The 23,939-nt window shown below is 64.9% G+C and carries 22 protein-coding genes; 12 read left to right on the top strand and 10 right to left on the bottom strand.

What is annotated here, in order from left to right; translation table 11 throughout:
• Positions 1–353: 353 nt before the first annotated feature.
• The gene (locus JQ633_RS02785; protein ID WP_211982079.1) at positions 354–1,277 is read left to right on the top strand and encodes an ABC transporter ATP-binding protein; all 924 of its coding nucleotides are present in this window, start codon (positions 354–356) and stop codon (positions 1,275–1,277) included.
• Positions 1,274–2,035 (top strand): ABC transporter permease, encoded by a 762-nt coding sequence (locus JQ633_RS02780; protein WP_211982077.1) that lies wholly within the window; start codon positions 1,274–1,276, stop codon positions 2,033–2,035. Before JQ633_RS02785 ends, JQ633_RS02780 begins: the two co-directional genes overlap by 4 nt.
• Positions 2,036–2,150: 115 nt before the next feature.
• Here JQ633_RS02780 and JQ633_RS02775 read toward each other — a convergent pair whose 3' ends face one another.
• A complete protein-coding gene (locus JQ633_RS02775; protein WP_211982075.1) occupies positions 2,151–2,483 on the bottom strand; it encodes a hypothetical protein in 333 nt (110 codons plus the stop codon).
• A gap of 276 nt (positions 2,484–2,759) precedes the next feature.
• On the opposite strand from JQ633_RS02775, the gene JQ633_RS02770 reads away from it, so the two are divergent.
• On the top strand, positions 2,760–3,554 hold the full coding sequence (locus JQ633_RS02770; RefSeq protein WP_211982073.1) for a L,D-transpeptidase: 795 nt from the start codon (positions 2,760–2,762) through the stop codon (positions 3,552–3,554).
• Positions 3,555–3,915: 361 nt separating this feature from the next.
• Positions 3,916–4,758 carry an alpha/beta hydrolase gene (locus JQ633_RS02765; RefSeq protein ID WP_211982071.1) on the top strand — a complete coding sequence of 281 codons (843 nt, stop codon included), beginning with the start codon at positions 3,916–3,918 and terminating at the stop codon, positions 4,756–4,758.
• Between the two features lie 17 nt (positions 4,759–4,775).
• Here JQ633_RS02765 and JQ633_RS02760 read toward each other — a convergent pair whose 3' ends face one another.
• On the bottom strand, positions 4,776–5,330 hold the full coding sequence (locus tag JQ633_RS02760; RefSeq protein ID WP_211982069.1) for a DUF308 domain-containing protein: 555 nt from the start codon (positions 5,328–5,330) through the stop codon (positions 4,776–4,778).
• A 170-nt stretch (positions 5,331–5,500) separates the two neighbouring features.
• Here JQ633_RS02760 and JQ633_RS02755 point away from each other — a divergent pair, with 170 nt between their 5' ends.
• Complete coding sequence (locus tag JQ633_RS02755; protein WP_211982067.1) at positions 5,501–6,079, top strand: TetR/AcrR family transcriptional regulator; 579 nt, start codon at positions 5,501–5,503, stop codon at positions 6,077–6,079.
• A gap of 224 nt (positions 6,080–6,303) precedes the next feature.
• On the opposite strand, the gene JQ633_RS02750 is transcribed toward JQ633_RS02755, so the two are convergent.
• Complete coding sequence (locus tag JQ633_RS02750) at positions 6,304–8,565, bottom strand: fused MFS/spermidine synthase (RefSeq protein ID WP_211982065.1); 2,262 nt, start codon at positions 8,563–8,565, stop codon at positions 6,304–6,306.
• Between the two features lie 177 nt (positions 8,566–8,742).
• Between JQ633_RS02750 and JQ633_RS02745 the strand changes: the two genes are divergently transcribed.
• Positions 8,743–10,344, top strand: a complete 1,602-nt coding sequence (locus tag JQ633_RS02745) for a phytoene desaturase family protein (protein ID WP_211982064.1) — start codon at positions 8,743–8,745, stop codon at positions 10,342–10,344.
• 119 nt (positions 10,345–10,463) lie between these two features.
• Here the strand turns inward: JQ633_RS02745 and JQ633_RS02740 are convergent, their stop codons facing one another.
• Positions 10,464–10,664 carry an RNA-binding protein gene (locus JQ633_RS02740; protein ID WP_349631508.1) on the bottom strand — a complete coding sequence of 67 codons (201 nt, stop codon included), beginning with the start codon at positions 10,662–10,664 and terminating at the stop codon, positions 10,464–10,466.
• A gap of 114 nt (positions 10,665–10,778) precedes the next feature.
• On the opposite strand from JQ633_RS02740, the gene JQ633_RS02735 reads away from it, so the two are divergent.
• Positions 10,779–11,261 carry a hypothetical protein gene (locus JQ633_RS02735; RefSeq protein ID WP_211982060.1) on the top strand — a complete coding sequence of 161 codons (483 nt, stop codon included), beginning with the start codon at positions 10,779–10,781 and terminating at the stop codon, positions 11,259–11,261.
• 209 nt (positions 11,262–11,470) lie between these two features.
• Here JQ633_RS02735 and JQ633_RS02730 read toward each other — a convergent pair whose 3' ends face one another.
• Positions 11,471–11,635, bottom strand: a complete 165-nt coding sequence (locus tag JQ633_RS02730) for a Flp family type IVb pilin (protein ID WP_211982058.1) — start codon at positions 11,633–11,635, stop codon at positions 11,471–11,473.
• Positions 11,636–11,807: 172 nt separating this feature from the next.
• Between JQ633_RS02730 and JQ633_RS02725 the strand changes: the two genes are divergently transcribed.
• Positions 11,808–12,692, top strand: a complete 885-nt coding sequence (locus JQ633_RS02725) for a 50S ribosomal protein L11 methyltransferase (RefSeq protein ID WP_211982056.1) — start codon at positions 11,808–11,810, stop codon at positions 12,690–12,692.
• Complete coding sequence (locus JQ633_RS02720; protein WP_211982054.1) at positions 12,689–13,195, top strand: hypothetical protein; 507 nt, start codon at positions 12,689–12,691, stop codon at positions 13,193–13,195. Before JQ633_RS02725 ends, JQ633_RS02720 begins: the two co-directional genes overlap by 4 nt.
• A gap of 14 nt (positions 13,196–13,209) precedes the next feature.
• Here JQ633_RS02720 and JQ633_RS02715 read toward each other — a convergent pair whose 3' ends face one another.
• Positions 13,210–13,395, bottom strand: a complete 186-nt coding sequence (locus JQ633_RS02715) for a hypothetical protein (RefSeq protein WP_211982052.1) — start codon at positions 13,393–13,395, stop codon at positions 13,210–13,212.
• Between the two features lie 217 nt (positions 13,396–13,612).
• On the opposite strand from JQ633_RS02715, the gene JQ633_RS02710 reads away from it, so the two are divergent.
• Complete coding sequence (locus JQ633_RS02710) at positions 13,613–15,439, top strand: aminopeptidase P family protein (protein WP_211982762.1); 1,827 nt, start codon at positions 13,613–13,615, stop codon at positions 15,437–15,439.
• Positions 15,440–15,910: 471 nt separating this feature from the next.
• Entirely contained in the window at positions 15,911–17,188 is a 1,278-nt protein-coding gene (locus tag JQ633_RS02705; protein ID WP_211982050.1) for a multidrug effflux MFS transporter, read from the top strand.
• A 109-nt stretch (positions 17,189–17,297) separates the two neighbouring features.
• Here JQ633_RS02705 and ligA read toward each other — a convergent pair whose 3' ends face one another.
• Positions 17,298–19,448 carry an NAD-dependent DNA ligase LigA gene (ligA, locus tag JQ633_RS02700; protein ID WP_211982048.1) on the bottom strand — a complete coding sequence of 717 codons (2,151 nt, stop codon included), beginning with the start codon at positions 19,446–19,448 and terminating at the stop codon, positions 17,298–17,300.
• Between the two features lie 124 nt (positions 19,449–19,572).
• On the opposite strand from ligA, the gene JQ633_RS02695 reads away from it, so the two are divergent.
• Entirely contained in the window at positions 19,573–19,860 is a 288-nt protein-coding gene (locus tag JQ633_RS02695) for a GIY-YIG nuclease family protein (RefSeq protein WP_211982046.1), read from the top strand.
• Positions 19,861–19,953: 93 nt separating this feature from the next.
• Here the strand turns inward: JQ633_RS02695 and recN are convergent, their stop codons facing one another.
• The 3 genes from recN to lpxC form a co-directional block, all read right to left on the bottom strand.
• Complete coding sequence (recN, locus tag JQ633_RS02690) at positions 19,954–21,624, bottom strand: DNA repair protein RecN (protein WP_211982044.1); 1,671 nt, start codon at positions 21,622–21,624, stop codon at positions 19,954–19,956.
• Positions 21,625–21,637: 13 nt separating this feature from the next.
• Positions 21,638–22,546 (bottom strand): outer membrane protein assembly factor BamD, encoded by a 909-nt coding sequence (locus JQ633_RS02685; protein ID WP_211982042.1) that lies wholly within the window; start codon positions 22,544–22,546, stop codon positions 21,638–21,640.
• Positions 22,547–22,796: 250 nt separating this feature from the next.
• Positions 22,797–23,759, bottom strand: coding sequence for a UDP-3-O-acyl-N-acetylglucosamine deacetylase (gene lpxC, locus JQ633_RS02680; RefSeq protein WP_211982040.1), 963 nt, complete (start codon positions 23,757–23,759; stop codon positions 22,797–22,799).
• Positions 23,760–23,939 lie beyond the last annotated feature (180 nt).

Here is a 23,939-nt window from a genome sequence, read left to right as displayed (position 1 = left end):
CGGCGACCGCGACGGTCGCGGGACCGCACGCCAAATACCGAAAAACAACCCCATGCAAAGTAGCCAGTGGCTGCCGGCATTCAACGCTGCACCCTTGACACGTCGGGCAACTCAACGGTATTCTTCCATTATTCCGAAGTCACGCAAGCAGCCGATCCCGAGGCCACTGACGACTTGAAGACCCGCATGGTGACGCTGGTCGAATTGCCTGTCCGGGCTCACGCCGCAGAATAGTTTTTCTGCCCGGCCGGGTGATTGCAGAACGGATTGCGCGTCCCTATCTGCGGGTAACCCATTTCCCGCCGCCGCCACCCATTCCGCGCGCCCCCATCCCATACGGCCATCACTCCTCCATGTCGTCGATCATCTCCGTTTCCAATCTTTCGAAAGCCTACGGTTCCGGCTTCAAGGCGCTGAACGGCATCAACCTCGATATCAAGCGCGGCGAGATCTTCGCGCTGCTCGGGCCGAACGGCGCCGGCAAGACCACGCTGATCAGCATCATCTGCGGCATCGTCAATCCGAGCCAGGGCAGCGTCTCGATCGGCGGCCATGACATCATCCGCGACTACCGCGCGGCGCGGTCGATGATCGGGCTGGTTCCACAGGAACTGCACACCGATGCCTTCGAGTCGGTCTGGGCCACCGTCAGCTTCAGCCGCGGCCTGTTCGGCAAGCCGAAGAACCCGGCCCATATCGAGAAGGTGCTGAAGGACCTCTCGCTGTGGGACAAGAAGGACAGCAAGATCATCACGCTGTCCGGCGGCATGAAGCGCCGCGTGATGATCGCGAAAGCGCTGTCGCACGAGCCGCAGATCCTGTTCCTCGACGAGCCCACCGCCGGCGTCGACGTCGAATTGCGCAAGGGCATGTGGGAGGTGGTGCGGACGCTGCAGGCCTCCGGCGTCACCATCATCCTGACCACGCATTACATCGAGGAAGCCGAGGAGATGGCCGACCGCATCGGCGTCATAAACAAGGGCGAGATCATCCTGATCGAGGACAAGGCAACCTTGATGCAGAAGCTCGGCAAGAAGCACCTGACGCTGCAACTGCAGAACAAGCTCGATGCGATTCCCGAGACGCTGGCGGCATACCATCTCGAACTGTCCGCCGACGGCCGCGCGGTGACCTACGATTACGACACCAAGGGCGACCGCACCGGGATCACCAGCCTGCTCAGCGATCTCCGCAACGCCGGCATCCGCATCTCCGATCTCGACACCAAGCAATCCTCGCTCGAGGACATCTTCGTCAGCCTCGTGAGGGCGCCATGAACTACCGCGCAATCCGGGCGATCTATCTGTTCGAAATGGCGCGCACCTGGCGCACGCTGCTGCAGAGCATCGTCTCGCCTGTCGTCTCCACCTCGCTGTATTTCGTGGTGTTCGGCGCGGCGATCGGCTCGCGCATCACCGAAGTCGAGGGCGTCAGCTACGGCACCTTCATCGTGCCGGGCCTCGTGATGCTGTCGGTCTTGACCCAGAGCATCGCCAACGCCTCGTTCGGCATCTACTTCCCGAAATTCGCCGGCACGATCTACGAGATCCTGTCGGCGCCGATCTCCTACCTCGAGATCGTGATCGGCTATGTCGGCGCCGCCGCCACCAAATCGATCATCCTCGGCCTGATCATCCTGGCCACCGCCGGGCTTTTTGTTCCTCTGCATATCCAACATCCGATCTGGATGCTGACCTTCCTGGTGCTGACTGCGGTCACCTTCAGCCTGTTCGGCTTCATCATCGGTATCTGGGCCGACGGGTTCGAGAAGCTGCAGATGATCCCGATGCTGGTGGTGACGCCGCTGACCTTCCTCGGCGGCAGCTTCTACTCGGTGAACATGCTGCCGTCGGGCTGGCGCACCATCACGCTGTTCAATCCGGTGGTCTACCTGATCTCCGGCTTCCGCTGGAGCTTCTTCGAGATCGCCGACGTCAACGTCGCCGTGAGCTTCGGCATGACCATCGGCTTCCTGGTCATCTGCATGGTCATCGTGGCCTGGATCTTCCGGACCGGCTATCGGCTGAAGAACTGACTCGGTTCGCGAATCTTCGTAGCCCGGATGGAGCGAAGCGCAATCCGGGACAGCTCTATCCGCGGACGGCGCGGCCCCGGATTTCGCTGCGCTTCATCCGGGCTACAAGCGCGCGTTACCGATAGCAGTAGAAGTGCCCGTGCCGGTAATAGCCGCGGCAGCGCTGGCCGCGGCGCCAGCCGCGATCCGGAATCCCGAACACGCCCTTGACCGCGCCCATGGCGCCGCCGACGCCGGCGCCGACGGCTCCCCCGACCACGCCGCCAATCGGCCCGGCGGCCCGGTTGCCTTCGTAGGCGCCTTCCTGCGCGCCGCGAACGATGCCCTGGGCGTGGCCGGCATGCGGGATTGCCAGCAGCGCGAGCCCGAGGGCCGCGGCGGCAAGCAGGAGCCGCGCGGACGGGCCGGCTCCGACGACGGCCGCGGTCTTGACCTTGGTGTTGTTCATCTCGATTCCTTGCAACGCGACGCGAATGCGTCACTGGGCGGGAGTTGTGAAACGCCCATGCGGCCAAATGGTTGCCGTTTAAGGCTGTTGTCGCGGCCTGCTCGCGAAAAAGTCAGGACGCCGCGATCGACAAATCCGCCTTCGGCCTTGTTTGCGCCGCGCGCCGGATTAACGATTGCGCGGTACGCCACTGGAACCAAACTCTGATTCCGGGCATATTGGATGCCGGGGGACGGAGAGCCGCGGCGCTGTGATCGGCCTGGAGGCCAAGGTAAGATGCGTTCGTTCCTCGTTGCTTTCACGTCCGTGATGCTGTTCACCGCCGGCGCCGCACAGGCCAAGGTCGATATCACCATCGACAAGGACAACCAGCAGATGACCGTCGCGGTCGACGGCGTCGCCCGCTACCACTGGCCGGTCTCGAGCGGCATCCCCTCGCGCGAAACCCCGAACGGCAGCTTCCGCGCCTTCCGCATGGAAGAGGATCACTATTCCAAGGAATTCGACGACGCGCCGATGCCGCACTCGATCTTCTTCACCAAGGTCGGGCACGCTATCCACGGCACGGACTCGGTGAGCCGTCTCGGCACGCCGGCCTCGCATGGCTGCGTCCGGCTGTCGCGCGCCAACGCCTCGACGCTCTACGCGCTGGTGCAGAAGGAAGGCGTGCTCAACACCACGGTGACGCTGACCGGCTCGTCGCAGGTCGCGCTGGCGCGCAATCCGCGTGGCCGCGCCGGCACGGCGGTGGCCCGCGGCGCGCCGCAGCAGTACGACCAGCAAGCCACCGCCGGCGATCCGGTCGTGTTGACGCCGCAGCCGCGTGAATATCCGGCCCAGGCGCGCGCCGACGACGGCTACATCTATCCGGCCGACGGCTCCTCGACCGAGCAGCGCTATCCGGCGCCGCGCACCACCCGCCGCGTCTACGACGCGCAAGGCTATGGCCAGCAGCAAGGCTATTACGGCCAGCAGCAATATTACGGCAACCAGAGCAACGCGCCGGCGCCGCAATATTACCAGCCGCAGCCCCGGACCTATTACCAGCCACGCGGCTTCTATCAGGACTGAGACGCTCCCTCGCCGACGTCGCTCTTCTCGCCTCACGCGTAGCCCGCATGAGCAAAGCGATATGCGGGGCCCGCCCCGGATATCGCTTCGCTCATCCGGGCTACATGCAGACAGCCCAGCACCGCCTGCCCCTCTGACGACAGGTGCGCGAGCACAATCTGCGGCGTGCTCACCTGCTTGTGACCATCAGCAACGGCGCGCCGCCTGCCGGCGCCGCCGCTGTCGTCGCACAGTCATCTGATTGTAAAATTAGCCCGATATTTCGCGAATACAGCGCCCGCCCGGCCTTCAGGCCGTCGGCCTCGGAGTGCCTGATGATGTCAGAGCCAGAGCGCGTCAGTACGAAATATCAGGGGTTACAATGAAACGGGGCATCATTGTCCTTTGCCTGTGCACTGTTGTGATGGCGGGATATTTCACCACCGACCGGTGGGCCATCCGCCATACGACGATGACGTTCCATGACGTCCTGCGCGAGGATCGCAACGTGACGGTCGACGTCGCGGTCCGCCGCGACCGCGAGATGCAGGCGATGGCCGAGATGGTCGACCTGCCGGTCGCGATCCTGAGCCACGGCAACACGGTCAAGAACACCGAGTACTCGTTCCTGACCAACGTGTTTGCCTCGCGGGGCTACCTCGTGATCAGCATCCAGCACGATCTCGACAGCGATGCGCCGATGGTCACCAAGGTCGGCGAGGAATATGTCGGCCGCCGCATGCAGTACAATCGCGGCGCCTTCAACATCATGTACGCGATCGACGAGTTGAAGAAGCTCTATCCCAACGCGGACTATCGCCACCTGACGCTGATCGGCCATTCCAACGGCGGCGACATCTCGATGTTCTTCGCCAAGCAGCATCCCGAACTGGTGAAGAAGGTCGTCACGCTCGACAATCTGCGCGTGCCGTTCATCACCGACGGCAAGATCAAGATCCTCTCGTTCCGCTCGAAGGATCCGCACTTCAAGGCCGACCCCGGCGTCGTGCCCGACGACGAGACCTGCGTCAGGGCCGGCATCAAGGTCGTCAACACCGAGTATCAGCACAACGATCTCAGCGATCGCGGGCCTGACAGCGCCAAGTCGTCGATCCAGGCCACCGTGCAGCAATTCCTCGACGAGGACGAGCCGCCGTCGACAATCCCGCTGCTGACCGCGGCGGCGCCGAGCCCAGCCAACGCGGCGCCGGCCGAGAAGAAATAGCCGGCGCGACGAGGCGCCTATGCGTGTGCTCTGCGATTGGCCGTCGCGGCAAGCCAGATGGCCGACAGCAGGAAGTAGAACGCGCCGAACCCCGCATAGGGCGCGATATCGAGGATCGTCGGCGCAACGCTGCCGATGGATTGGATGATCATGTAGCCGCCGGCGAGCGCCGACTGCCCGCCACTGAGGATCATCAGCCATTGCGCGCCGTAGCGACGCCAGCGCCGTGCTCCCGTGTAAAGCTGCAGCAGGCCTGCCAGGATCGCCCAAGCCCCGAACACCGCCAGGACGGCATAGGCGCTGTGGCTGACCGCCGCGATCACGGCGAGCGCCGTCACCGTGCTGACCGCGACGTTCAACGTCTGCGACGGGTTGGCTATCAGGCCACCGGTGACGCGGGCGTCAGCCAGGTTGGCGACGGCATCCCACGCCGGGTAGATCACGAGCAGGAACGCAACGATCGCCGGCTGCGCGCGGAACAGCACGGCGGCGGCGATCCAGGCGATCGAGAACACGGCGCGGCCGAAATAGTAGAATCGCAGCCAGCTGGGCTGGGACATTTGACTTTCCATTGACAGGGCTTCCTATGTTATCTACCTACTAGTAGGATGAATTCGCGACCTACTAGTAGGTAGGCAGGAATCCCAAGTCAACTGGGCGCACCACACGTCCGCGTGAGAAGGAGCGCGCAGCTACGAGTTTCAGCCTCGCCCATCGGCGGCGGGCGACGACGTGAGATCCAATGACTTCGACCGCAGACAAAATCCTCGACGTCGCGCAGACCCTCATCGTCGCGGGCGGCTACAACGCGTTCAGCTACGCCGACATCTCGGATGCGATCGGCATCCGGAAGGCGAGCATCCACCATCACTTCCCGACCAAGGCCGAACTGGTCACAACGCTGGTGGATCGCTACCGGCAGCAGACCGAAGCGGGCATGACGTCTATTCAGCAGCAGGTCTCGAGCCCCGCCGAGCAATTGCGGTTCTACCTGAACTTCTGGCAGACCTGCATCCGGGATGCCTCGCTACCTTTCTGTGTCTGCGCGATGCTGGCCGGCGAGATGCAGATGCTGCCGGAGGACGTCGCCTCGCGGGTCCGCGCGCATTTCCACAGTCTCGCAAAGTGGCTTGCGTCGGTGCTGCAGGCCGGCGCCGAGCAACGTCTGTTCCGGCTCGACAAGCGGCCGGAAGATGAGGCCCAGGTTCTGATGGCGACGGTCCACGGGGCGATGCTCTCCGCGCGAGCCTTCAACGATCCCGACCTGTTTGCCGCGATCGTCGACACGCAGATGGCAAGGTTGCTGATGCAGGGTCGCTAGAATGAGAGTCTGCCACGAAGCGATCAGAGGATTCCGCTTCACCTCTCCCCGCGTGCGGGGAGAGGTCAGAACGCATCGACAGATGCGTTCTGGGTGAGGGGGAGCCTCCGCAAACGCAGTTGCGATCGTTTACGCGGAGAGAGCCCCTCACCCCAACCCTCTCCCCGTAAGGACGGGGAGAGGGAGCGTACGTACTTTCGTCGCCACTCGAGTTGACCTCTCGCCTACTGCTCGCCGTCGCGCAGGCGGCGCCAGACTGCGCCCAGCACGTTCGAATAATCGTCGGTCCAGACCCGCTGGTTCTCGCTGGCTTCGGTCTCGGCCCAGACATCAGACGATGCGAGCTTGCCGACATCGGCGTCGTCGCGCGCTGAGACCACCACCGAGGTCGAGAAGATGTACTCGTTGTCGCGGCCGGAATCCTCGCTGTAGACCCAGCTCTTCAGATCGTTGGCCTCGGCGATGCCGACCACGACGCTGGAGAGCTCGAGATGGCGGTTGGAGACGTGCATCACCACCGCGCCCTGCGGCGCCAGCTTCTCCTTGTAGATCGCCATCGCCTCCTCGGTCGCGAGATGAATCGGGATCGCGTCCGACGAATAGGCGTCGACGATGATGAGGTCGTAGATGCCGTCCGGCTCCTTGGCGAAGGTCAGCCGCGCATCGCCGATCACCGGCTTGAGGTTCGGCTCGCAGTTCTGGATGTAGGTGAAGTATTTCGGGTCACGCGCGGTGTCGACCATCGACTGGTCGATCTCGAAGAACTTCCAGTCCTCGCCGGGCTCTGAAGCGCAGGTCAGCGTGCCCGAGCCGAGCCCGATCACCGCGACCTTCAGCGGGGCGCCCTTGCGCTCGCGGATTGCACTGATGGCGCGGCCGATGCCGCCGTCCTTGTGGTAATAGGTGATCGCCTCGGGACGTCCGGTCACCGGCGTGCCGTCGTCGTTCTTGAACTTCTCGGCGCCGTGGATCGTGGTGCCGTGCATCAGCACGTGATACTGCCCGTTCGGCGTCACAACGATCTTGTGCACGCCGAAGAAGCTGCGCACGGTCTCGACCCGGCCGTCATCGGACGGATAGGCCCGCAGCAGCACCAGCGCCACCGCGACGGTGGCAAAGATCTTCCAGCGATTGGCGTTCAGCCCGAGCGCCAGCAGCGCCGAGAGCGCGCCGACCGCGCCGATCATCCAGACCCGCCGGTCGTCGAGCCAGGAGAAGATCTCACCGGGCGAATAGCTCGGCGCGATCAGCGCGACCGCGAGCACGGCGAGCAACGGCCAGTACCAGGCGCTCCAGCGCGGCAACCGCTCCGTGCCGGTCGGGCGGCAAAGCGCGGCCAGCGCCAGGAGGATCGGATATTCGGCGACCCAGGAGAAGGTGAACGGCGCGATCAATCCCGCGAACAGGCCGCCGACCATGCCCCCGAACGACAGCGCGACATAGAAGCCGGTCAGATATTTCGCGGCGGGCCGCGTGCGCGCGAGTTCGCCATGGCAGGCCATCGCGATGACGAAGAAGCAGAGCTGATGGCCGCCGAGCGTCAGCAGCAGGTTCTGCTCGCCGCCGACCGCGAGCAGGATCACGACGCCGGCGATCGCCAGCGGCTGCAACCGCAGCATCCATTTGTGCGGCAGCAGCGGCCGCGACTGGAACACCAGCACCCAGGTCAGCAGATACAGCGACAGCGGCAGCACCCAGAGCAGCGGCGCGGCGGCGACGTCGGTCGAGATGTGGGCGGTGACCGCGATCAGAAGGCCCGACGGCACCGCGGCGAGGAAGATCCAGCGCGCGCGCAGCAGCCAGGACGGTGCCGGCGCGCTGGCCTCATCCGCCTGCATGTTGAGCGCGGCCGCACCAGCCGGTGCGCGGAGCAGCAGCACGCCACAGCCGGCGATCAGGACGATCAGGAGGCCATAGCCGCAGGTCCAGATCAGGTTCTGGCTGCGCAGGGTGAACACCGGCTCCAGCAGCACCGGATAGGACAACAGCGCCAGGAAACTGCCGATGTTCGAGGACGCATAGAGGAAATACGGATCGGGGCCATCAGGGTGGCCGGTGCGCACGAACCAGGCCTGCAGCAGCGGATTGTTGGCGGCCAGCGCGAAGAACGGCAGGCCGATCGAGACCGCGAACAGGCCGAGCAGCCAAAGCGCATAGCCCGAATGCGGCGGCTCGCCCCAGCCGCTGCTGATCGCCAGCGGCAGCGTCAGCAGCGCGACGACGAGCAGTGCCAGATGCACCACCACCGGAATCGCGCGGTTCTTCAGCGTCATCAGGACATGCGCATAGGCGTAGCCGCCGAGCAGCAGCGACTGGAAGAACACCATCGCCACCGACCACACCGCCGGCGAGCCGCCGAGCCGCGGCAGCACCATCTTGGTGAACAGCGGTTGCACCGAGAACAACAGCAGCGCGCTGACGAAGATCGCGGCGGTATAGACAACCAGCACCAGCCGGTTTCGCGAGACAGACGGCTCTGACGTCATGGAAGCTCCGGCATGGACCCGGCGGGCGCCGGAGGCGGACGATCCGGCGGGAGTGCACCGGAGAATTTGAGTTGAGCATATGGCAGTATCGCGGGCAAGAAACCGCAGTCACGCGGACTTGACGAAGCGCCGCTGCGGGGCGACAGCACGCTGTCATCACTGCTTGTTGAAGCTGACATGAACGAAACGGACGTCGTCATCATCGGTGCGGGGCATAACGGCCTCACCTGCGCGGCCTATCTGGCGATGGCGGGGCTGCGCGTGAAGGTCGTGGAACGCCGCAAGGTGGTCGGCGGCGCCGCCGTCACCGAAGAATTCGTTCCCGGCTTCCGCAATTCGGTCGCGGCCTACACGGTGAGCCTGCTCAATCCGCAGATTGCTTCCGACCTGAAACTTGCCGAACACGGCCTCAGGATCGTCGAACGCCGCGCCCAGAATTTCCTGCCCGCGCCTGACGGCAGCTACCTGCTGACCGGCGAAGGCCGCACCCGCGGCTCAGTCGCGAAGCTCAGCCTGCGCGACGCCGAGGCGATCGGCGCATTCTCCGGGGAACTCGAAGCCATCGCCGACGTGCTGCGGCAGTTCGTGCTGCGCGCGCCGCCGAACATCGTCGAAGGCTTCGGCATCGGTGCGATGAGCGAGGCGTTCAACGCACTCGGCACCGCCAACATCCTGCGGCGGCTGTCGCTGGAGCAGCAGCGCAACCTGCTCGACCTGTTCACGCGCTCGGCCGGCGAGATGCTCGACGAGCGGTTCGAGAGCGACCTCGTCAAGGCGCTGTTCGGCTTCGACGCCATCGTGGGCAATTACGCCAGCCCCTACGCCGCCGGCTCGGCCTATGTGATGCTGCATCATGCGTTCGGCGAGGTGAACGGCAAGAAGGGCGTCTGGGGCCACGCCATCGGCGGCATGGGCGCGATCACGCAGGCGATGGCGCAGGCTGCGCGCGGCCACGGCGCCGAGATCGCGACCGATGCCGGCGTGCGCGAGGTGATCGTCGAGAAGGATCGCGCCTGCGGCGTCGTCCTCGACAATGGCGAGATCATCCGCGCGAAATATGTCGCAGCGAACGTCAACCCAAAACTGCTCTACACGCGCCTCGTGCCCGACGGCGCACTGGCGGCGGACTTCCGCGCCCGCATCGCACGCTGGCGCAACGGCTCCGGCACGTTCAGGATGAACGTCGCGCTGAGCGCCCTGCCCTCGTTCAGCGCGCTGCCGGGCGGCGGCGATCATCTCACCGCCGGAATCATCATCGCTCCGAGCCTGGCCTATATGGAACGCGCCTGGCGCGATGCGTGCGAGTTCGGCTGGAGCCGCGCTCCAGTCGTCGAGATGCTGATCCCCTCGACGCTCGACGACAGCCTGAGCCCGGCGGGCCAGCATGTCGCCAGCCTGTTCTGCCAGCATGTCGCACCGCAATTGCCCAACGGCAAATCCTGGAACGACCATCGCGAGGAGGTCGCCGACCTCATGATCGCGACCGTCGACCATTACGCGCCCGGCTTCGCCGGCAGCGTGCTCGGCCGCCAGATCCTCTCCCCGCTCGATTTGGAGCGGCAGTTCGGCCTGCTCGGCGGCGACATCTTCCACGGCGCGCTGACCCTGAACCAGCTGTTCTCGGCGCGGCCGATGCTAGGCCATGCCGACTACCGGGGCCCGCTGAAGGGTCTCTACCACTGCGGCTCGGGAGCCCATCCCGGCGGCGGCGTCACCGGCGCCCCCGGCCACAACGCCGCGCGCGCAATCCTCGCCGACCACCGCGCGCTGTTCGCCTGACGGGTGACAGTGGACAGGCTTGTGGAGAAGCGGTGGATCAGCCCGGGATAAGTCAGCGCGCTCCGACGGGACAAAGCGGCTTGATCGCTGCGGACCGGCGGTAGTGTCTCAGTTTGAATTCACACACGGGACTTCGACCAGCGAGACTTCGCGGCCTTGCTGGCGATTTCCTTGCGACGCTTGGCCGACATGTTGTCGGCCCGCGCCTTACCGCCCATGCGACCAAGCGCCACGGCGGCGGCGTTCTTCCCGTCCTCCGTGGTGATGTCCTCGATCTCGCCGGCGGCGATCTTGCCGATCACGACGGCGGCGCCGATCACGTCACGGGGGTGCTTTTCACCCTTAGGGCCTCTTGGCATCTGTTGCACAACCTGTAAGGTGCTTACCGGTAAGCATCTTATGCTCAACGACCCTCTACGTAAAGAAAATCTGAAATGAGCGATCTGAAAATTCTGTTCGGGCTGATTACTCGGAACAAGGGCTGGGCAGCGTCCGCGCTGGGCACAGTTATTTCCATAAGTGCCGCTGTTATCGCCGCTTTGATCGTCTTCAACAACGAGTACAAGCCTCTACCCCACAGGGTGGACGAGCTCGAGAAAAAAGTTTCGGCGATCATCGTCCCCTCGACCGAGGCCCTCCAATGGGTCGGGACTTGGCAAGGGAAGTGGGACAACACGTATGATATGCGATTTCAAATCTTCTATACCTACGGAAACAACTATCTCATTGAATATAACCATCGAGAATTTCCAGATCAGCCGATGCAAAATGATGGCATCGCTCCCGGAATTTTAGATGGCAACATTTTGACGTTTCGCGAATCGATTACCATCCGGCGCACGTCAGCTACGACCGCAACGGTCTCAGGAGTTTTTGGCAACAGCGTGGGACGACGGGCCGTAGTCACAAAGCAATAATTCAAACTGAGACACTACCGGACCGACTGTGCACGATGGACCGACAACTCCGCGACAAGGTCGTCGATGATGCGTTGACAGGCGGGGGACAGACCTGTGGACATCCGTTGGACAGTCGGCGCCGTGCCCGCGACATGCCCCGCCAAAAAGAAAAACACCGAGCGACTGTAGTCGCCCGGTGTCCTGAGAACGCCGTCCGGTGGTATTGCTTATTTCAGCGAGCTGCTGATCGTGTCGAACTTGCCGCTCAGCGCGGTGCCGACGCCGTTCACCGCGGCGATGATGGCAATCGCGATGCCGGCGGCGATCAGGCCGTATTCGATCGCGGTGGCGCCGGAGTCGTCCTGCAAGAACTTAACGATAAAAGCCTTCATGATAGCCCTGCCCTCGAGTTGTGATGCGCATGGAACCCGGATCTGCGCCGGTTCCGGAACCGTAATAGTACGGCAAAATCTAAGGTTGATTTTACAGACCCGGTCCCAATTTTCGCGATAATCGATTGAATCAAAGTTGAAATTTTAGCAAAATTCGCGCTACCGGCAGTCAATGACCCCCTCCACACATCGCGCCAGCATCACCCTTCCGGACGAATCGACCGCAAAACGGCTGATTGACGCGCTTTCCGAGACGTTTTTCGAAGATCAGGCGGCTTTTGCCGCTTTCGAACGGCCCGACGGCCGCTGGGATGTCACGGTCCATTTTGCCGAGCCGCCGGACGAGGAACTGCTTCGAAACCTGGTCGGACAGATGGTGCGACATAATGTCGCAGATGATTTATTCTTCGATCGGGTCGAGGCGAAGGACTGGGTGAAGGCAAGTCTGGAGGACCTGGTTCCGGTCCCGGCCGGACGCTTCGTCGTGCACGGACAGCACGACCGGCACCGGGTACCACCCAACAAGCTCGGCATCGAGATCGAGGCGGCGCTGGCCTTCGGCACCGGCCATCACGGCACCACCCGTGGCTGCCTGCTGCTGCTCGACCACGTGCTGAAGGCCTATCAGCCGCGCCGCGTGCTCGACCTCGGCACCGGCACCGGTGTGCTGGGGATCGCCGCCGCCAAGGCGCTGCATGGCCGCCTGCTGGCGAGCGACATCGACCCGCCCTCGGTGCAGGTCGCACAGGAGAATGCCCGGCTGAACGGCGCAGGCCATCTGGTGGACGTGATCCGCGCCACCGGCTTTGCCGCGCCGCGCTTTGCCGAGGACGGCCCGTTCGACCTGGTGCTCGCCAACATCCTCGCCAATCCGCTGCGGCAGCTGGCCGGGCCGATGTCGCGGCACCTCGCATCGGGGGCGCAGGTCATTCTCTCGGGCCTGTTGACCCACCAGGCGCCGGCGGTGATCGCCGCCTACCGCGCCCGCGGGCTGGTGCCGCTGCGGCACCTGAAGATCGAGGGCTGGAGCAGCCTGCTGCTTCGCGCGGTGAAATGACCGCAAGCGGCAGACGGTGCGGCGACTGCACGCTCTGCTGCAAGGTGATGGCGATCGAGGAGCTGGCGAAGCCCGCCAATGCGTGGTGCCGGCATTGCAAGCCGGGACGCGGCTGCGTGATCTACGACGACCGGCCTGCGGAATGCCGCTCGTTCAGCTGCGTGTGGCTGATCAACCAGCTGTTGGAGGATCACTGGCGGCCCAACAAGTCCAAGCTCGTGTTGACGACGTCGGAGGACGGCATCGAGGTGCGCTGCGATCCCGGCGTCCCCGATGCCTGGCGCAGGGAGCCGTTCCGGAGCGAGTTGCAGCAATGGGCGATCTCCGGCGAGACGGTCGACACCACCGTGGTCGTCATCGTCGGCCGGCGCATGACGCTGGTGACCGGCGAGCGTGAGTTCGACCTTGGCATCGTCGGCCCCGACGAGCGGATCGTGCGCGAGTTCGAGGGCACCAGGGTGGTCAATGCGACCGTGGTGAAGGCGTCCAATCTGGACGCGTGATCGCGATCGCGTGGCTATTTGGAGGCCGGCGGATCGCGGCTGACGTCGGCGGGTTTGCCCCGCTTCAACGAGCGCCTGACGCGGGCCTCGACGAGGCGATCCAGGATCTGGACGATGACACCGCGCTGCTTCTGTTCGATCGGCGCGATCGGGCCGCGGTGGACCGGCGGCGAAATCTTCTCAAAGCTGAAGGCAGGCATGGTGCATCTCCTCGCCGTTGAGTTGAGACACTCCTGGACTCTCCCCTGATCTCTTTGACGGCCCGCTTGCGCGCCGAGCCGTTGCGTCGTCTCTAGTGTTGGCGCCTCGATTCAAGCATAAGTTATGCCAAATTGTGGAGATGCTTGGCCGCATCGATCCCGTACCGACCGGGCTCGCAGGCGGATTATGCTCGACCGAAAGAGAGTGCCCCAGGTGATGTTCGAAGCCCATTTCCAGACATTCGAGGAACCCGAGAGCGGCGTCGCGCTGACCGCACGCCTGAGCGCCTTCCGTGAGGAACTCGCCCGCCGCAAGCTGACGGGATTCGTGATCCCGCGCGCCGACCAGCAGCAGAATGAATACGTTGCGCCGTCCGAGGAGCGGCTCGCCTGGCTGACCGGCTTCACCGGATCGGCGGGCCTTGCGATCGTGCTCAGCCAGCAGGCCGCGGTGTTCGTCGATGGCCGCTACACGCTGCAGGCCGGCAAGCAGGTCGACCGCAAGGCCTGGGAGGTCGAGCCGCTGGTCGATCCTCCGCCGGAGCATTGGCTGACGCGGCATCTTTCCGCCGGCGACCGCCTCGGATTTGATCCGTGGCTGCACACGTCTGCGGCAGCCGAGCGTCTTGCCGCCGCCTGCGCCAAGGCCGGCGCCGAGTTGGTTGCGGTCGAGAGCAATCCGGTCGATGCGATCTGGAGCGAGCGGCCGGCCCCGCCGCTCGGTCCCGTCACCATCCACGGCGCGCAGTACTCCGGCGAGATCGAGGCGGAGAAGCTCAAGCGGATCCGGCTCGAGATCGGCAAGCTCGGCGTCGACGCGCTGGTGCTGTCCGACAGCCACGCGGTGGCCTGGACCTTCAACATCCGCGGCGCCGACGTCTCGCACACGCCGCTGCCGCTGTCCTACGCGCTGGTGCCGAAGGACGGCCGGCCGGTAGTGTTCATCGACCACCGCAAGCTGTCCAATGCGACGCGCGACCATCTCGAGCAGTCCGCCGATGTCGAGGAGCCCGCGGCGCTGACGCCGAAACTCACCGAGCTAGCCAAACGCGGCGCCTCGATCGCGCTCGACGGCGCGACCGCGGCCGACGCGCTGAGCCGGCTCATCACCGGCGCCGGCGGCAAGCCGGTGCGCGGCAGCGATCCGGTCAGCCTCCTCAAGGCGGTGAAGAACAGCACCGAGATCGAGGGCACGCGCACCGCGCACCAGCGCGACGCGGTGGCGCTGGCGCGCTTCCTCGCCTGGGTCGACCGCGAGGCGCCTGCGGGCAAGCTGACCGAGATCGACGCCGTCGAGGCGCTCGAAAGCTTCCGCCGCGACACCGGCGCGCTGAAGGACGTCTCGTTCCCGACCATCTCCGGCACCGGCCCGAACGGCGCCATCGTGCATTACCGCGTCACCCGCAAGAGCAACCGCCGCATCGAGCCCGGCGACCTCTTGCTGATCGATTCCGGCGCGCAATACGAGGACGGCACCACCGACGTCACCCGCACCATCGCGATCGGCAACCCTACCGACGAGATGCGCGACCGCTTCACCCGCGTACTGCGCGGCCACATCGCGATCGCCCGTGCGATCTTCCCCGACGGCACCACCGGCGCGCAGCTCGACACGCTGGCGCGGCAATATCTCTGGCAGGCCGGCATCGATTTCGAGCACGGCACCGGCCATGGCGTCGGCAGCTATCTCAGCGTGCATGAAGGCCCGGCGCGGATTTCGAAACTCGGCACCACGCCGCTGAAGCGCGGCATGATCCTGTCCAACGAGCCCGGCTACTACAAGACTGACGCTTACGGGATCAGGATCGAGAACCTCGAGCTCGTGATCGGCACCGACATTGCGGGCGCCGAGAAGCCGGTGAACGCCTTCGAGACGCTGACCCTGGCGCCGATCGATCGCCGGCTGATCGATGTGAGCATGCTGAGCGCGGACGAGCTGGCGTGGCTCAACGACTACCATGCGCGCGTCAACCGGACGGTGCGGCCGCATCTCGATGACGCCACCAAGCTCTGGCTCGACGCGGCGACGGCGCCGCTGAAGTAGCAACTGCTGCGCGGCCGCGATCGCTTGCCACAAACGCGGTGTCATCCCCCGCGAAAGCGGGGATCCAGTATTCCAGAGGCAGTTGTTGTTGAGCCGAGAGGCCGCGGCGTACTGGATCGCCCGGTCAAGCCGGGCGATGACAGCGGCGGGTGGGGACAGCAGCGAGTTTGTAGCGGATGTCGCATCCACTACCGCGGTGTCATCACCCGGCTTGACCGGGTGATCCAGTATTCCAGAGGCAGTCGTTGTCGAGCCGATGAGCCGCGGCGTACTGGATCGCCCCGTCAGCCGGGCGATGACAGCGGTGAATGGGGATGTAGCTGGCTTTCGCCAGGACGACAGCAGCTTGTTGCGCGAGGCGAAATATCATGCGGCGCGCTTCCCGGAATCGGCATGGGCGCATGCCGAAACACCCGTATTCCGCGCGAGAGGGATCGCTACAGTCGATTCACAACACTGGATCGGACCTGAATGCACGGCGTGATGGGCAAGCCGCCCGGCGCGGCCAAGGACAACATCGCGACATCGAAGGTCATGCTGCTGATGCTCGTCGTGATGACGGGTGTGGCGCCGATCTCGCTCTACATGCTGGTGCCGGCGCTGCCGGTGCTCGCGACCGATTTCGGCCGCGACATCTCGATCGCGCAGATGACGGTGTCGCTCTACATGGTCGGCATCGCGCTGTCGCAGCTGGTCATGGGGCCGCTGTCGGACAAGTTCGGCCGCCGTCCGGTGCTGCTCGCCGGCCTCGGGCTGATGGTGGTGGCCGGCATCGGCTCGGTGTTTGCGCAGACACTGCCGCAGCTGATCGCCGCGCGCTTCTTCCAGGCGCTCGGCGGCGCCAGCGGCATGGTGATCAGCCGCGCCATCATCCGCGATCTCTATCCGCGCGAGCGCGTCGGCGCCATGATCAGCCTCGTCGTCGCCGCGCTGATGATCGCGCAGATGGTGAGCCCGCTGACCGGCGGCCTTTTGGAGACCGCTTTCGGCTGGCGGGCGATCCTGTATCTCATCACCGCGGCGTCGCTGCTTACCACGATCTTCATCGCGCTGGCGCTGCCGGAGACCCGCCGCGACCGCGCCGACACGTCGAGCTTCCGCGGCGATCTCGGCAGACTGATGACGAGCCGCGCCTTCGTCGGTTATCTGCTGTGCCAGGTGCTCGCCTCGCAGATCATCTTCGCCTTCGCCGGCGGCGGTCCCTACATCGTGGTGACGCAGATGGGCCGCAGCAGCGCCGAATACGGCGCGTGGTTCGCCATGACCGGCTTCGGCTACTTCGTCGGCAATCTGCTGTGCGTGCGGTTCGCGCCGCGGCACTCGCTCGAAAGACTGATCTGGTTCGGCCTCGCGCTGCAGGTCGGCGGCAGCCTGCTCAATTTGACCTGGAGCATCTTCGGACTGAACCAGGCACCGCTCTGGCTGTTCGGCACCCAGATGATCGTGATGGTCGCCAACGCCTTCGTGATGGCCAACTCCGCCGCCGGCGCCATCAGCATCCGCCCCGAGGCCGCCGGCACCGCCTCCGGCGCGATGGGCTTTCTGCAGCAGGGCATCGGCGCGCTGATCTCGCAATTCGGCGCCTATCTCGGCGGCCATTCCACGAGCACACTGCCGCTGATGGCCGCGATCTTCGCGATCTCGCTGGCCTGTGCCGCGACGATGATCTTCATCGTGCCGCGGCGAAAACTGGTGGTGAGCGAGGAACTGATCGAGAAGGCGGAGGAGGAAGAGAGCGGGATGATGTGAGGGGCGCGCGCGCCATCCCGTCATTCCGGGGCGCCTCGGAGAGGCGAACCCGGAATCTCGAGATTCCGGGTTCGATGCTGCGCATCGCCCCGGAATGACGGCGAAACTCTCACTCCCCGATCAGCTTCAGCCACTCGTCTTCGGTCAGCACCGTGACGCCGTGCTTTTGCGCCTCGGCGAGCTTCGAGCCGGCGCCCGGCCCGGCCACGACATAGTCGGTTTTCTTCGACACCGAACCCGCGGCCTTGGCTCCCAGCCGCTCGGCGGTGGCCTTGGCTTCGTCGCGCGTCATCTTTTCCAGCGAGCCCGTAAACACCACGGTCTTGCCGGCGACGGCGGAATTGCTCTTCGGCTTCTCGGCGTCGATGATCTCGTCGAGCTCGCCGGTCAGCCGCTCGACGATGCCGCGATTGTGGCTCTCGCCGAAATAATCCGCGATGCTCTTGATCACGGTGTCGCCGATCTGGTCGAGCGCATCCATTTCGGCGATCGCCTCCTCGTCACCCTTGGTGACCTTGAGGCAGGCATCGTGGAACGCGTCCCACGAGCCGTAGCCGCGGGCCAGCGCCAGCGCGGTGGTCTCGCCGACATGACGCATGCCGAGCGCATAGATGAAGCGCTCCAGCCCAATCTTGCGCCGGCTGTCGATCGAGGCGAACAGGTTGCGTACCGAGGTTTCACCGTAGCCCTCGATCTCCTCCAACTTCAGCTTGGCGTTGCGCTTCGGCAGCGTGAAGATATCGGCCGGCTCCTTCACCCATCCCTCGTCGAAGAAATACTGCAGCTGCTTGTGGCCGAGGCCGTCGATGTCGAAGGCACGGCGCGACACGAACAGGATCAGGTGCTCGATCTTCTGGAACGGACACGCGAACTCGCCGCTGCAGCGCAGCCGCGAACCCTCCTCGCCGGTCGCGGTCTCCTCGCGCACCACGTCGGTGTGCAGCGGGCAGGGGCACTTCTTCGGGAAGTGGAATTCCGCCGCCCCCTTCGGCCGCTTGTCGATCACGACGTCGACCACCTGCGGGATCACGTCACCGGCGCGCTGGATCACGACGGTGTCGCCGATCCTGATATCACGGCCCTCGCGCAGCACCTCGCCCTTGTTGCCGATGCCCTTGATGTAGTCCTCATTGTGCAGCGTGACGTTCTGCACGATCACGCCGCCAACACCAACCGGCTCGAGCTTGCCGACCGGGGTGAACGAGCCGGTGCGTCCGACCTGGATCTCGATGTCGCGCAGCACGGTCATGGCGCGCTCGGCCGGGAATTTGTGCGCGATCGCCCAGCGCGGCGTGCGCGACACGAAGCCGAGCCGCTCCTGCCAGTCGATGCGGTCGACCTTGTAGACGACGCCGTCGATGTCGTAGTCGAGCTCGGCGCGCTGCTCCTCGATCTTGCGATGAAACGCGATCAGCTCCTCGACCGAGTGGCACAGCTTCGTCAGCGGATTGGTCTTGAAGCCACAGCGCTCGAACCAGTGGATCATGCCGCTCTGGGTGCCTTCCGGCATCGCGCTCATCTCGCCCCAGGCATAGGCGAAGAAGCCGAGCGGCCGCGAGGCGGTGATGGTCGGATCCTTCTGCCGCAGCGAGCCCGCCGCCGAGTTGCGCGGATTGGCAAAGATGGTGTCGCCGGCCGCCTTCTGCCGCTCGTTGAGCGCCAGGAACGCCTTCTTCGTCATGTAGACTTCGCCGCGCACCTCGCAGACATCGGGGACATTACGTCCCTTCAACCGCTGCGGCACGTCCTCGAGCGTACGGATGTTGGCAGTGACGTCCTCTCCCTCGGCGCCGTCACCGCGCGTCGCGGCGGTAACGAGCTCGCCGCCCTCGTAGCGCAGCGACATCGAGAGGCCGTCGATCTTCGGCTCGGCGGAGAAATCGATCTTGTCGTCGGGCAGCTTCAGGAAGCGCGTGATGCGGCCGACGAAATCGACCACATCCTCTTCCGCGAACGCGTTGTCGAGCGACAGCATCGGCAGCGAATGGCGAACCTTCCTGAAGCGCCCCGATGGCGCCGCGCCGACCTTCTGCGACGGCGATTCCGCCGTGACGAATTCCGGAAAGCGTTTCTCGATCGCGTTGTAGCGCTGCCGCAGCGCATCGTATTCGGCGTCGGTGACGCTGGGCGCATCGTCCTGATAGTAGCGCCTGTCGTGCCCTTCGAGATCGAGCGCCAATCTTGTCAGCTCGACCTTGGCCTGAGCCTTGGTGAGCTTGTCGACGTCGACCAATGTTTTGTTTCTTACTGTCTTGGCCATGCACCGCGCGCGCTATAAATTTCCGTCATTCCGGGGCGGTCCGCCAGGACCGAACCCGGAATCTCGCTGTTCCGGACTCGATGCGTCGCATCGCCCCGGAATGACAGTGTAGGGAATGGGGCTCATGTCGTATTACGTCTACATTCTAGCAAGCCGACGAGACGGAGCAATCTACATTGGAATAACCAACGACCTCGTTCGTAGAGTCTATGAGCATCGAACCAAAACCGTGCCCGGCTTCACGTCCAAATACAATATCACACAGCTCGTTTGGTTCGAAATCTACGACGATCCGGTCTCCGCGATTTCACGCGAGAAAGAGCTCAAAAAGTGGAAGCGGAGCTGGAAGACGCAGTTGATCGAAACGACCAATCCACAGTGGAATGATTTGTACGAGTCGATCTGTGTTTGAGGTCGTCATTCCGGGATGGTCCGAAGGACCAGACCCGGAATCTCGAGATTCCGGGTTCGATGCTGCGCATCGCCCCGGAATGACGGGTAGAGACTAACTCGCCGCCCTGAGCAGGCGTTCCGCGGCGGCTCTGGCCTCGGCGGTGATCTCGGCACCGGCCAGCATGCGCGCGATCTCTTCGCGGCGGTGGTCGGCGGCCAGCGCGTTGACGCGGGTGGCGACGCGTTTGCCGCGGTCGAGGGCGTCCTTGGAGATCAGAAGATGCTGGCTGGCGCGGGCGGCGACCTGCGGCGCGTGGGTCACCGCCATCACCTGCACCCTTTCGGCGAGGCGCGCGAGGCGCGAGCCGATCGCATCGGCCACCGCGCCTCCGACCCCGGTGTCGATCTCGTCGAACACCAGTGTCGGCGCCGAGCCGCGATCGGCCAGCACGACCTTCAGCGCCAGCAGGAAGCGCGACAGCTCGCCGCCGGAGGCGACCTTCATCATCGGTCCCGGCCTGGTGCCCGGATTGGTCTGCACCCAGAACTCGACCCGGTCGATGCCCTGCGGTCCCGGCGAGGCCGAATCGGCCTCGACCTGGGTCATGAATTTTGCGCGCTCGAGCTTGAGCGGCGCGAGCTCGCCGTTGACGGCCTTGTTGAGCTTCTCGGCCGACTTGATCCGCGCCGCCGACAGCTTGGCTGCCGCCGCGCCGTAACGCTGGTCGGCTTCGCGGGCGGCCGCTTCGAGCTTCTTCAAGCGGTCGGCGCCGGCGTCGATCAGCGCGACGTCGCCGGCATATTGCGTCGCCAGCGCGGCCAGCAGGTCGACCGGCGTCGAATATTTGCGCGAGGCGGCGCGCAGCGCGAACAGCCGCTCCTCGATGCGCTCGAGCTCGGCGGGATCGAAATCGGTCGCGGCCAGCGCGGCGTGGAGATGCTGGTCGGCCTCCTCCAGCGCATTGATGGCGATGTCGATCGCCTTGACCGCCGGCTCGATCAGTGCGGGCGCATTGGCGGCGCGCCGCTCCAGCCGCCGGACTGCGGCCGACAGCGAGGCCACCGGCGAGTGCGAGCCGCCGATCGCCTCCTGCGCCTCGCGCAGATCGGTCGCGATCTTCTCGCCCTGCATCATGGTGGTGCGGCGGCTGGCGAGCTCGGTCTCCTCGCCTTCCTTCGGCGCCAGCGCCTTCAGCTCCTGCGAGGCGTGCCTCAAATAGTCCGCCTCGCGCGCGGCGCGCTCCATCGCGGCGCGATGCGAATCGAGATCGACGTTGGCGGTGCGCCTGATATCCCACAGCGCTTCCACCGCCGCGACGTCCTTCTCGAGCCCGGCGAAGGCGTCGAGCAACTGGCGATGGGTGGCCGCATCGACCAGCGCGCGTTCGTCGTGCTGGCCGTGGATCTCGACCAGCACGGCGCCGACCGCCTTGAGGGTCTGCACGCTGATCGCCTGGTCGTTGATGAAGGCGCGGGTGCGGCCGTCGGCGAGCTGAACGCGGCGAAGGATCATCTCGCCGGTGTCGTCGAGGCCGTTCTCGGCAAGTATCTTCGCCGCCGGATGCCCCTTCGGCACGTCGAAGACGGCCGTGACCTGGCCCTGCTCCGCGCCGTGACGCACCAGTCCGGCATCGCCGCGGCCGCCGAGCGCCAGCGCAAAGGCATCGAGCAGGATGGATTTGCCGGCGCCGGTTTCGCCGGTCAGCACCGCAAGGCCACGGGAAAATTCGATATCGAGCCGTTCGATCAGGACGATGTCACGGATCGACAGACGCGCCAGCATGCGAGGACAATTCCTAGCCGAGGCCTATCTTCTTGAAGGTCCTGCTGATCCAAGAACCCTGATTCTCGCTCGGCTCGAGACCGCCGGACTTTACTAGATTATAGGCGTCCTTGTACCAGCGGCTGTCAGGAAAATTGTGACCCAGCACGGCGGCGGCGGTTTGCGCCTCGCCGGCGATGCCGATCGCCAAATAGGCTTCGGTGAGGCGGAAGAGCGCCTCCTCGACATGGCGCGTGGTCTGATACTGCGTCACCACGGTCTTGAAGCGGTTGATCGCGGCGGTGAAGTCGCGCTTCTGCATGTAGTAGCGCCCGACCGCCATTTCCTTGCCGGCGAGCTGGTCGCGCGCGGCCTGCAGCTTGGCCTTGGCGGAGGTCGCATATTCCGACGTCGGATATTTGCGCACCACCTCTTCCAGCGCCGCGATCGCCTTCTCGGTGCGGCCCTGGTCGCGGGAGATGTCCGGAATCTGGTCGTAATGCGAGGCGGCGATCAGGTATTGCGCATAGGCCGCGTCCGGGCTGCCGGGATGCAGCGTGACGTAACGGGTCGCCGAACCGATGCAGCCGTCATAGTCGCCGCCCTGATAGGCGGCATAGGCCGACATCAGCAGCGACTTGCGGGCCCAGTCCGAATACGGATGCTGCCGGTCGACTTCCTCGAATTTCTTGGTGGCGGCCTTCGTGTCCTTCTTCTCGTTCATCATGTACAAGCCCTCATTGTAGAGCTTGTCCGCGGGCTCATCGACGAACGTGTCGTCCTTGGCCATGAACTTGTCCCACAGCGCGCCGGTGCCGCAGCCCGAGAGCGGCAGTGCCAGCACGATCAGGCCCGCCGCGAAACGCAGCGCGCGCGCTGCCCGCGAAAGGCCGGGGACGTCAAAAGGATTGCGTGGTTCGAGCGTCATACGCGTTGCCGACATGAAGTATAAAACCAGACGCCTTTGATGCGGTTAACGGCGGAGCCCACTCCATCCATGGACCGCGGTCATGGACGCAATATTTCCGGACCATTGGCAGCGCGTCGTGCAACCGCAGGTCGGTCTTGCCGAAAATCAGTCGTGGGCCAATCGACTACGTCGCCATTCCGCCCGGAATAAGGCGGCCGGCGGGGCCGGCACCCTGCTGTGGATACTACGGAAATCGGGATAGACCCGCGCCGATGGCGAAGGATCAGGACACGTCCGGGCCATAGGCCGGGGCGATCAGGCCGCGCACGGTACCGGCGCCGGCCTCGACATGGCTGCGCGAGGGCCGCCGCGCGGTCTCCGCCTCGACCACCCGCCAGGCGCTGCGGTCGGCCAGCAGCGCCTTCAGCACCGCATGGTTGACCTTGTGACCGCCGCGCACCGAGCGGTAGATGCCGAGCAGCGGCAGGCCGGCCAGCGCGAGGTCGCCGATCACGTCCAGAACCTTGTGGCGGGCGCATTCGTTGGCGTAGCGCAGGCCCTCGGTGTTGAGCAGGCGGGTGTCGTCGAACACCACGGTGTTGTCGAAGCTGGCGCCGAGCGCAAAGCCGGCGCCCCAGAGCTTTGCGACATCGTTCATGCAGCCGAAGGTGCGGGCCCGGGCGACGTCGCGGCGGAAGCCTTCCGGCGACAGGTCGAAGGAGAAGGTCTGGCGGCCGATCACGGGATTGGTGAAGTCGATCTCGACCTCGGCGCGGAACCCGCCGGCAAACGGACGCAGCTCACCGACGGAGTCGCCGATCTTGACCTGCACCGGCTTGAGAACCTGGATGAAACGGCGGATGGCGGGCTGGGTGACGATGCCGGCCTGTTCGATCGCGGCGACGAAAGGCGCAGCGCTGCCGTCCATGATCGGAACTTCGGGCCCATCGACCTCGATGGTGGCGTTGTCGATGCCCATGCCGCGCAGCGCGGCAAGTACGTGCTCGGCGGTCGAAACCAGCGGTCCCTCGCGGTCACCCAGCACCGTCGCAAAGTCGGTTGCGATCACGGCGTCAGCGCTGGCCGGAATCTCACGGTCGGCACCATCGAGTCCGGTGCGGACAAAGATAAAGCCTGCATCGACAGGTGCAGGTCCCAGCGTGAGATTGACAGGAAGACCAGAATGAACGCCGACGCCCGTCACGGTGGCTTGCGACCGAAGCGTTGTTTGACGGCTGAACTTCATTCGATAATGCCCACTACCCGACTTCACTCAATTCGAGAGGCCAATTTCCCCAGGCCGACTCGCTTGAGCTCCCCAAGTCACGGCAGACCATAGTCAGAGCCCCGAACCGCGCCAACTCACGCTTCTTTACCGATTGTTACCCCATCTCCGCCGCATTCGCGCCCAAGGTCAGCCAAATTG

Source organism: Bradyrhizobium tropiciagri, assembly GCF_018130505.1.
GTDB classification, from domain to species: domain Bacteria; phylum Pseudomonadota; class Alphaproteobacteria; order Rhizobiales; family Xanthobacteraceae; genus Bradyrhizobium; species Bradyrhizobium tropiciagri_B.
This window is presented reverse-complemented; position numbering and strand designations above follow the sequence as displayed.

Bases quoted from the DNA above. Each gene is read 5' to 3' on its own strand.
- JQ633_RS02735 (WP_211982060.1), top strand. From the start codon at position 10,779: ATGAGCGATCTGAAAATTCTGTTCGGGCTGATTACTCGGAACAAGGGC.
- JQ633_RS02695 (WP_211982046.1), top strand. From the start codon at position 19,573: ATGTCGTATTACGTCTACATTCTAGCAAGCCGACGAGACGGAGCAATC.
- JQ633_RS02760 (WP_211982069.1), bottom strand. From the start codon at position 5,330: ATGGAAAGTCAAATGTCCCAGCCCAGCTGGCTGCGATTCTACTATTTC.
- JQ633_RS02755 (WP_211982067.1), top strand. From the start codon at position 5,501: ATGACTTCGACCGCAGACAAAATCCTCGACGTCGCGCAGACCCTCATC.
- ligA (WP_211982048.1), bottom strand. From the start codon at position 19,448: ATGGCCAAGACAGTAAGAAACAAAACATTGGTCGACGTCGACAAGCTC.
- JQ633_RS02685 (WP_211982042.1), bottom strand. From the start codon at position 22,546: ATGTCGGCAACGCGTATGACGCTCGAACCACGCAATCCTTTTGACGTC.
- JQ633_RS02720 (WP_211982054.1), top strand. From the start codon at position 12,689: ATGACCGCAAGCGGCAGACGGTGCGGCGACTGCACGCTCTGCTGCAAG.
- JQ633_RS02780 (WP_211982077.1), top strand. From the start codon at position 1,274: ATGAACTACCGCGCAATCCGGGCGATCTATCTGTTCGAAATGGCGCGC.
- JQ633_RS02715 (WP_211982052.1), bottom strand. From the start codon at position 13,395: ATGCCTGCCTTCAGCTTTGAGAAGATTTCGCCGCCGGTCCACCGCGGC.
- recN (WP_211982044.1), bottom strand. From the start codon at position 21,624: ATGCTGGCGCGTCTGTCGATCCGTGACATCGTCCTGATCGAACGGCTC.
- JQ633_RS02710 (WP_211982762.1), top strand. From the start codon at position 13,613: ATGTTCGAAGCCCATTTCCAGACATTCGAGGAACCCGAGAGCGGCGTC.
- JQ633_RS02745 (WP_211982064.1), top strand. From the start codon at position 8,743: ATGAACGAAACGGACGTCGTCATCATCGGTGCGGGGCATAACGGCCTC.
- JQ633_RS02750 (WP_211982065.1), bottom strand. From the start codon at position 8,565: ATGACGTCAGAGCCGTCTGTCTCGCGAAACCGGCTGGTGCTGGTTGTC.
- JQ633_RS02775 (WP_211982075.1), bottom strand. From the start codon at position 2,483: ATGAACAACACCAAGGTCAAGACCGCGGCCGTCGTCGGAGCCGGCCCG.
- JQ633_RS02705 (WP_211982050.1), top strand. From the start codon at position 15,911: ATGCACGGCGTGATGGGCAAGCCGCCCGGCGCGGCCAAGGACAACATC.
- JQ633_RS02730 (WP_211982058.1), bottom strand. From the start codon at position 11,635: ATGAAGGCTTTTATCGTTAAGTTCTTGCAGGACGACTCCGGCGCCACC.
- JQ633_RS02785 (WP_211982079.1), top strand. From the start codon at position 354: ATGTCGTCGATCATCTCCGTTTCCAATCTTTCGAAAGCCTACGGTTCC.
- lpxC (WP_211982040.1), bottom strand. From the start codon at position 23,759: ATGAAGTTCAGCCGTCAAACAACGCTTCGGTCGCAAGCCACCGTGACG.
- JQ633_RS02765 (WP_211982071.1), top strand. From the start codon at position 3,916: ATGAAACGGGGCATCATTGTCCTTTGCCTGTGCACTGTTGTGATGGCG.
- JQ633_RS02770 (WP_211982073.1), top strand. From the start codon at position 2,760: ATGCGTTCGTTCCTCGTTGCTTTCACGTCCGTGATGCTGTTCACCGCC.
- JQ633_RS02725 (WP_211982056.1), top strand. From the start codon at position 11,808: ATGACCCCCTCCACACATCGCGCCAGCATCACCCTTCCGGACGAATCG.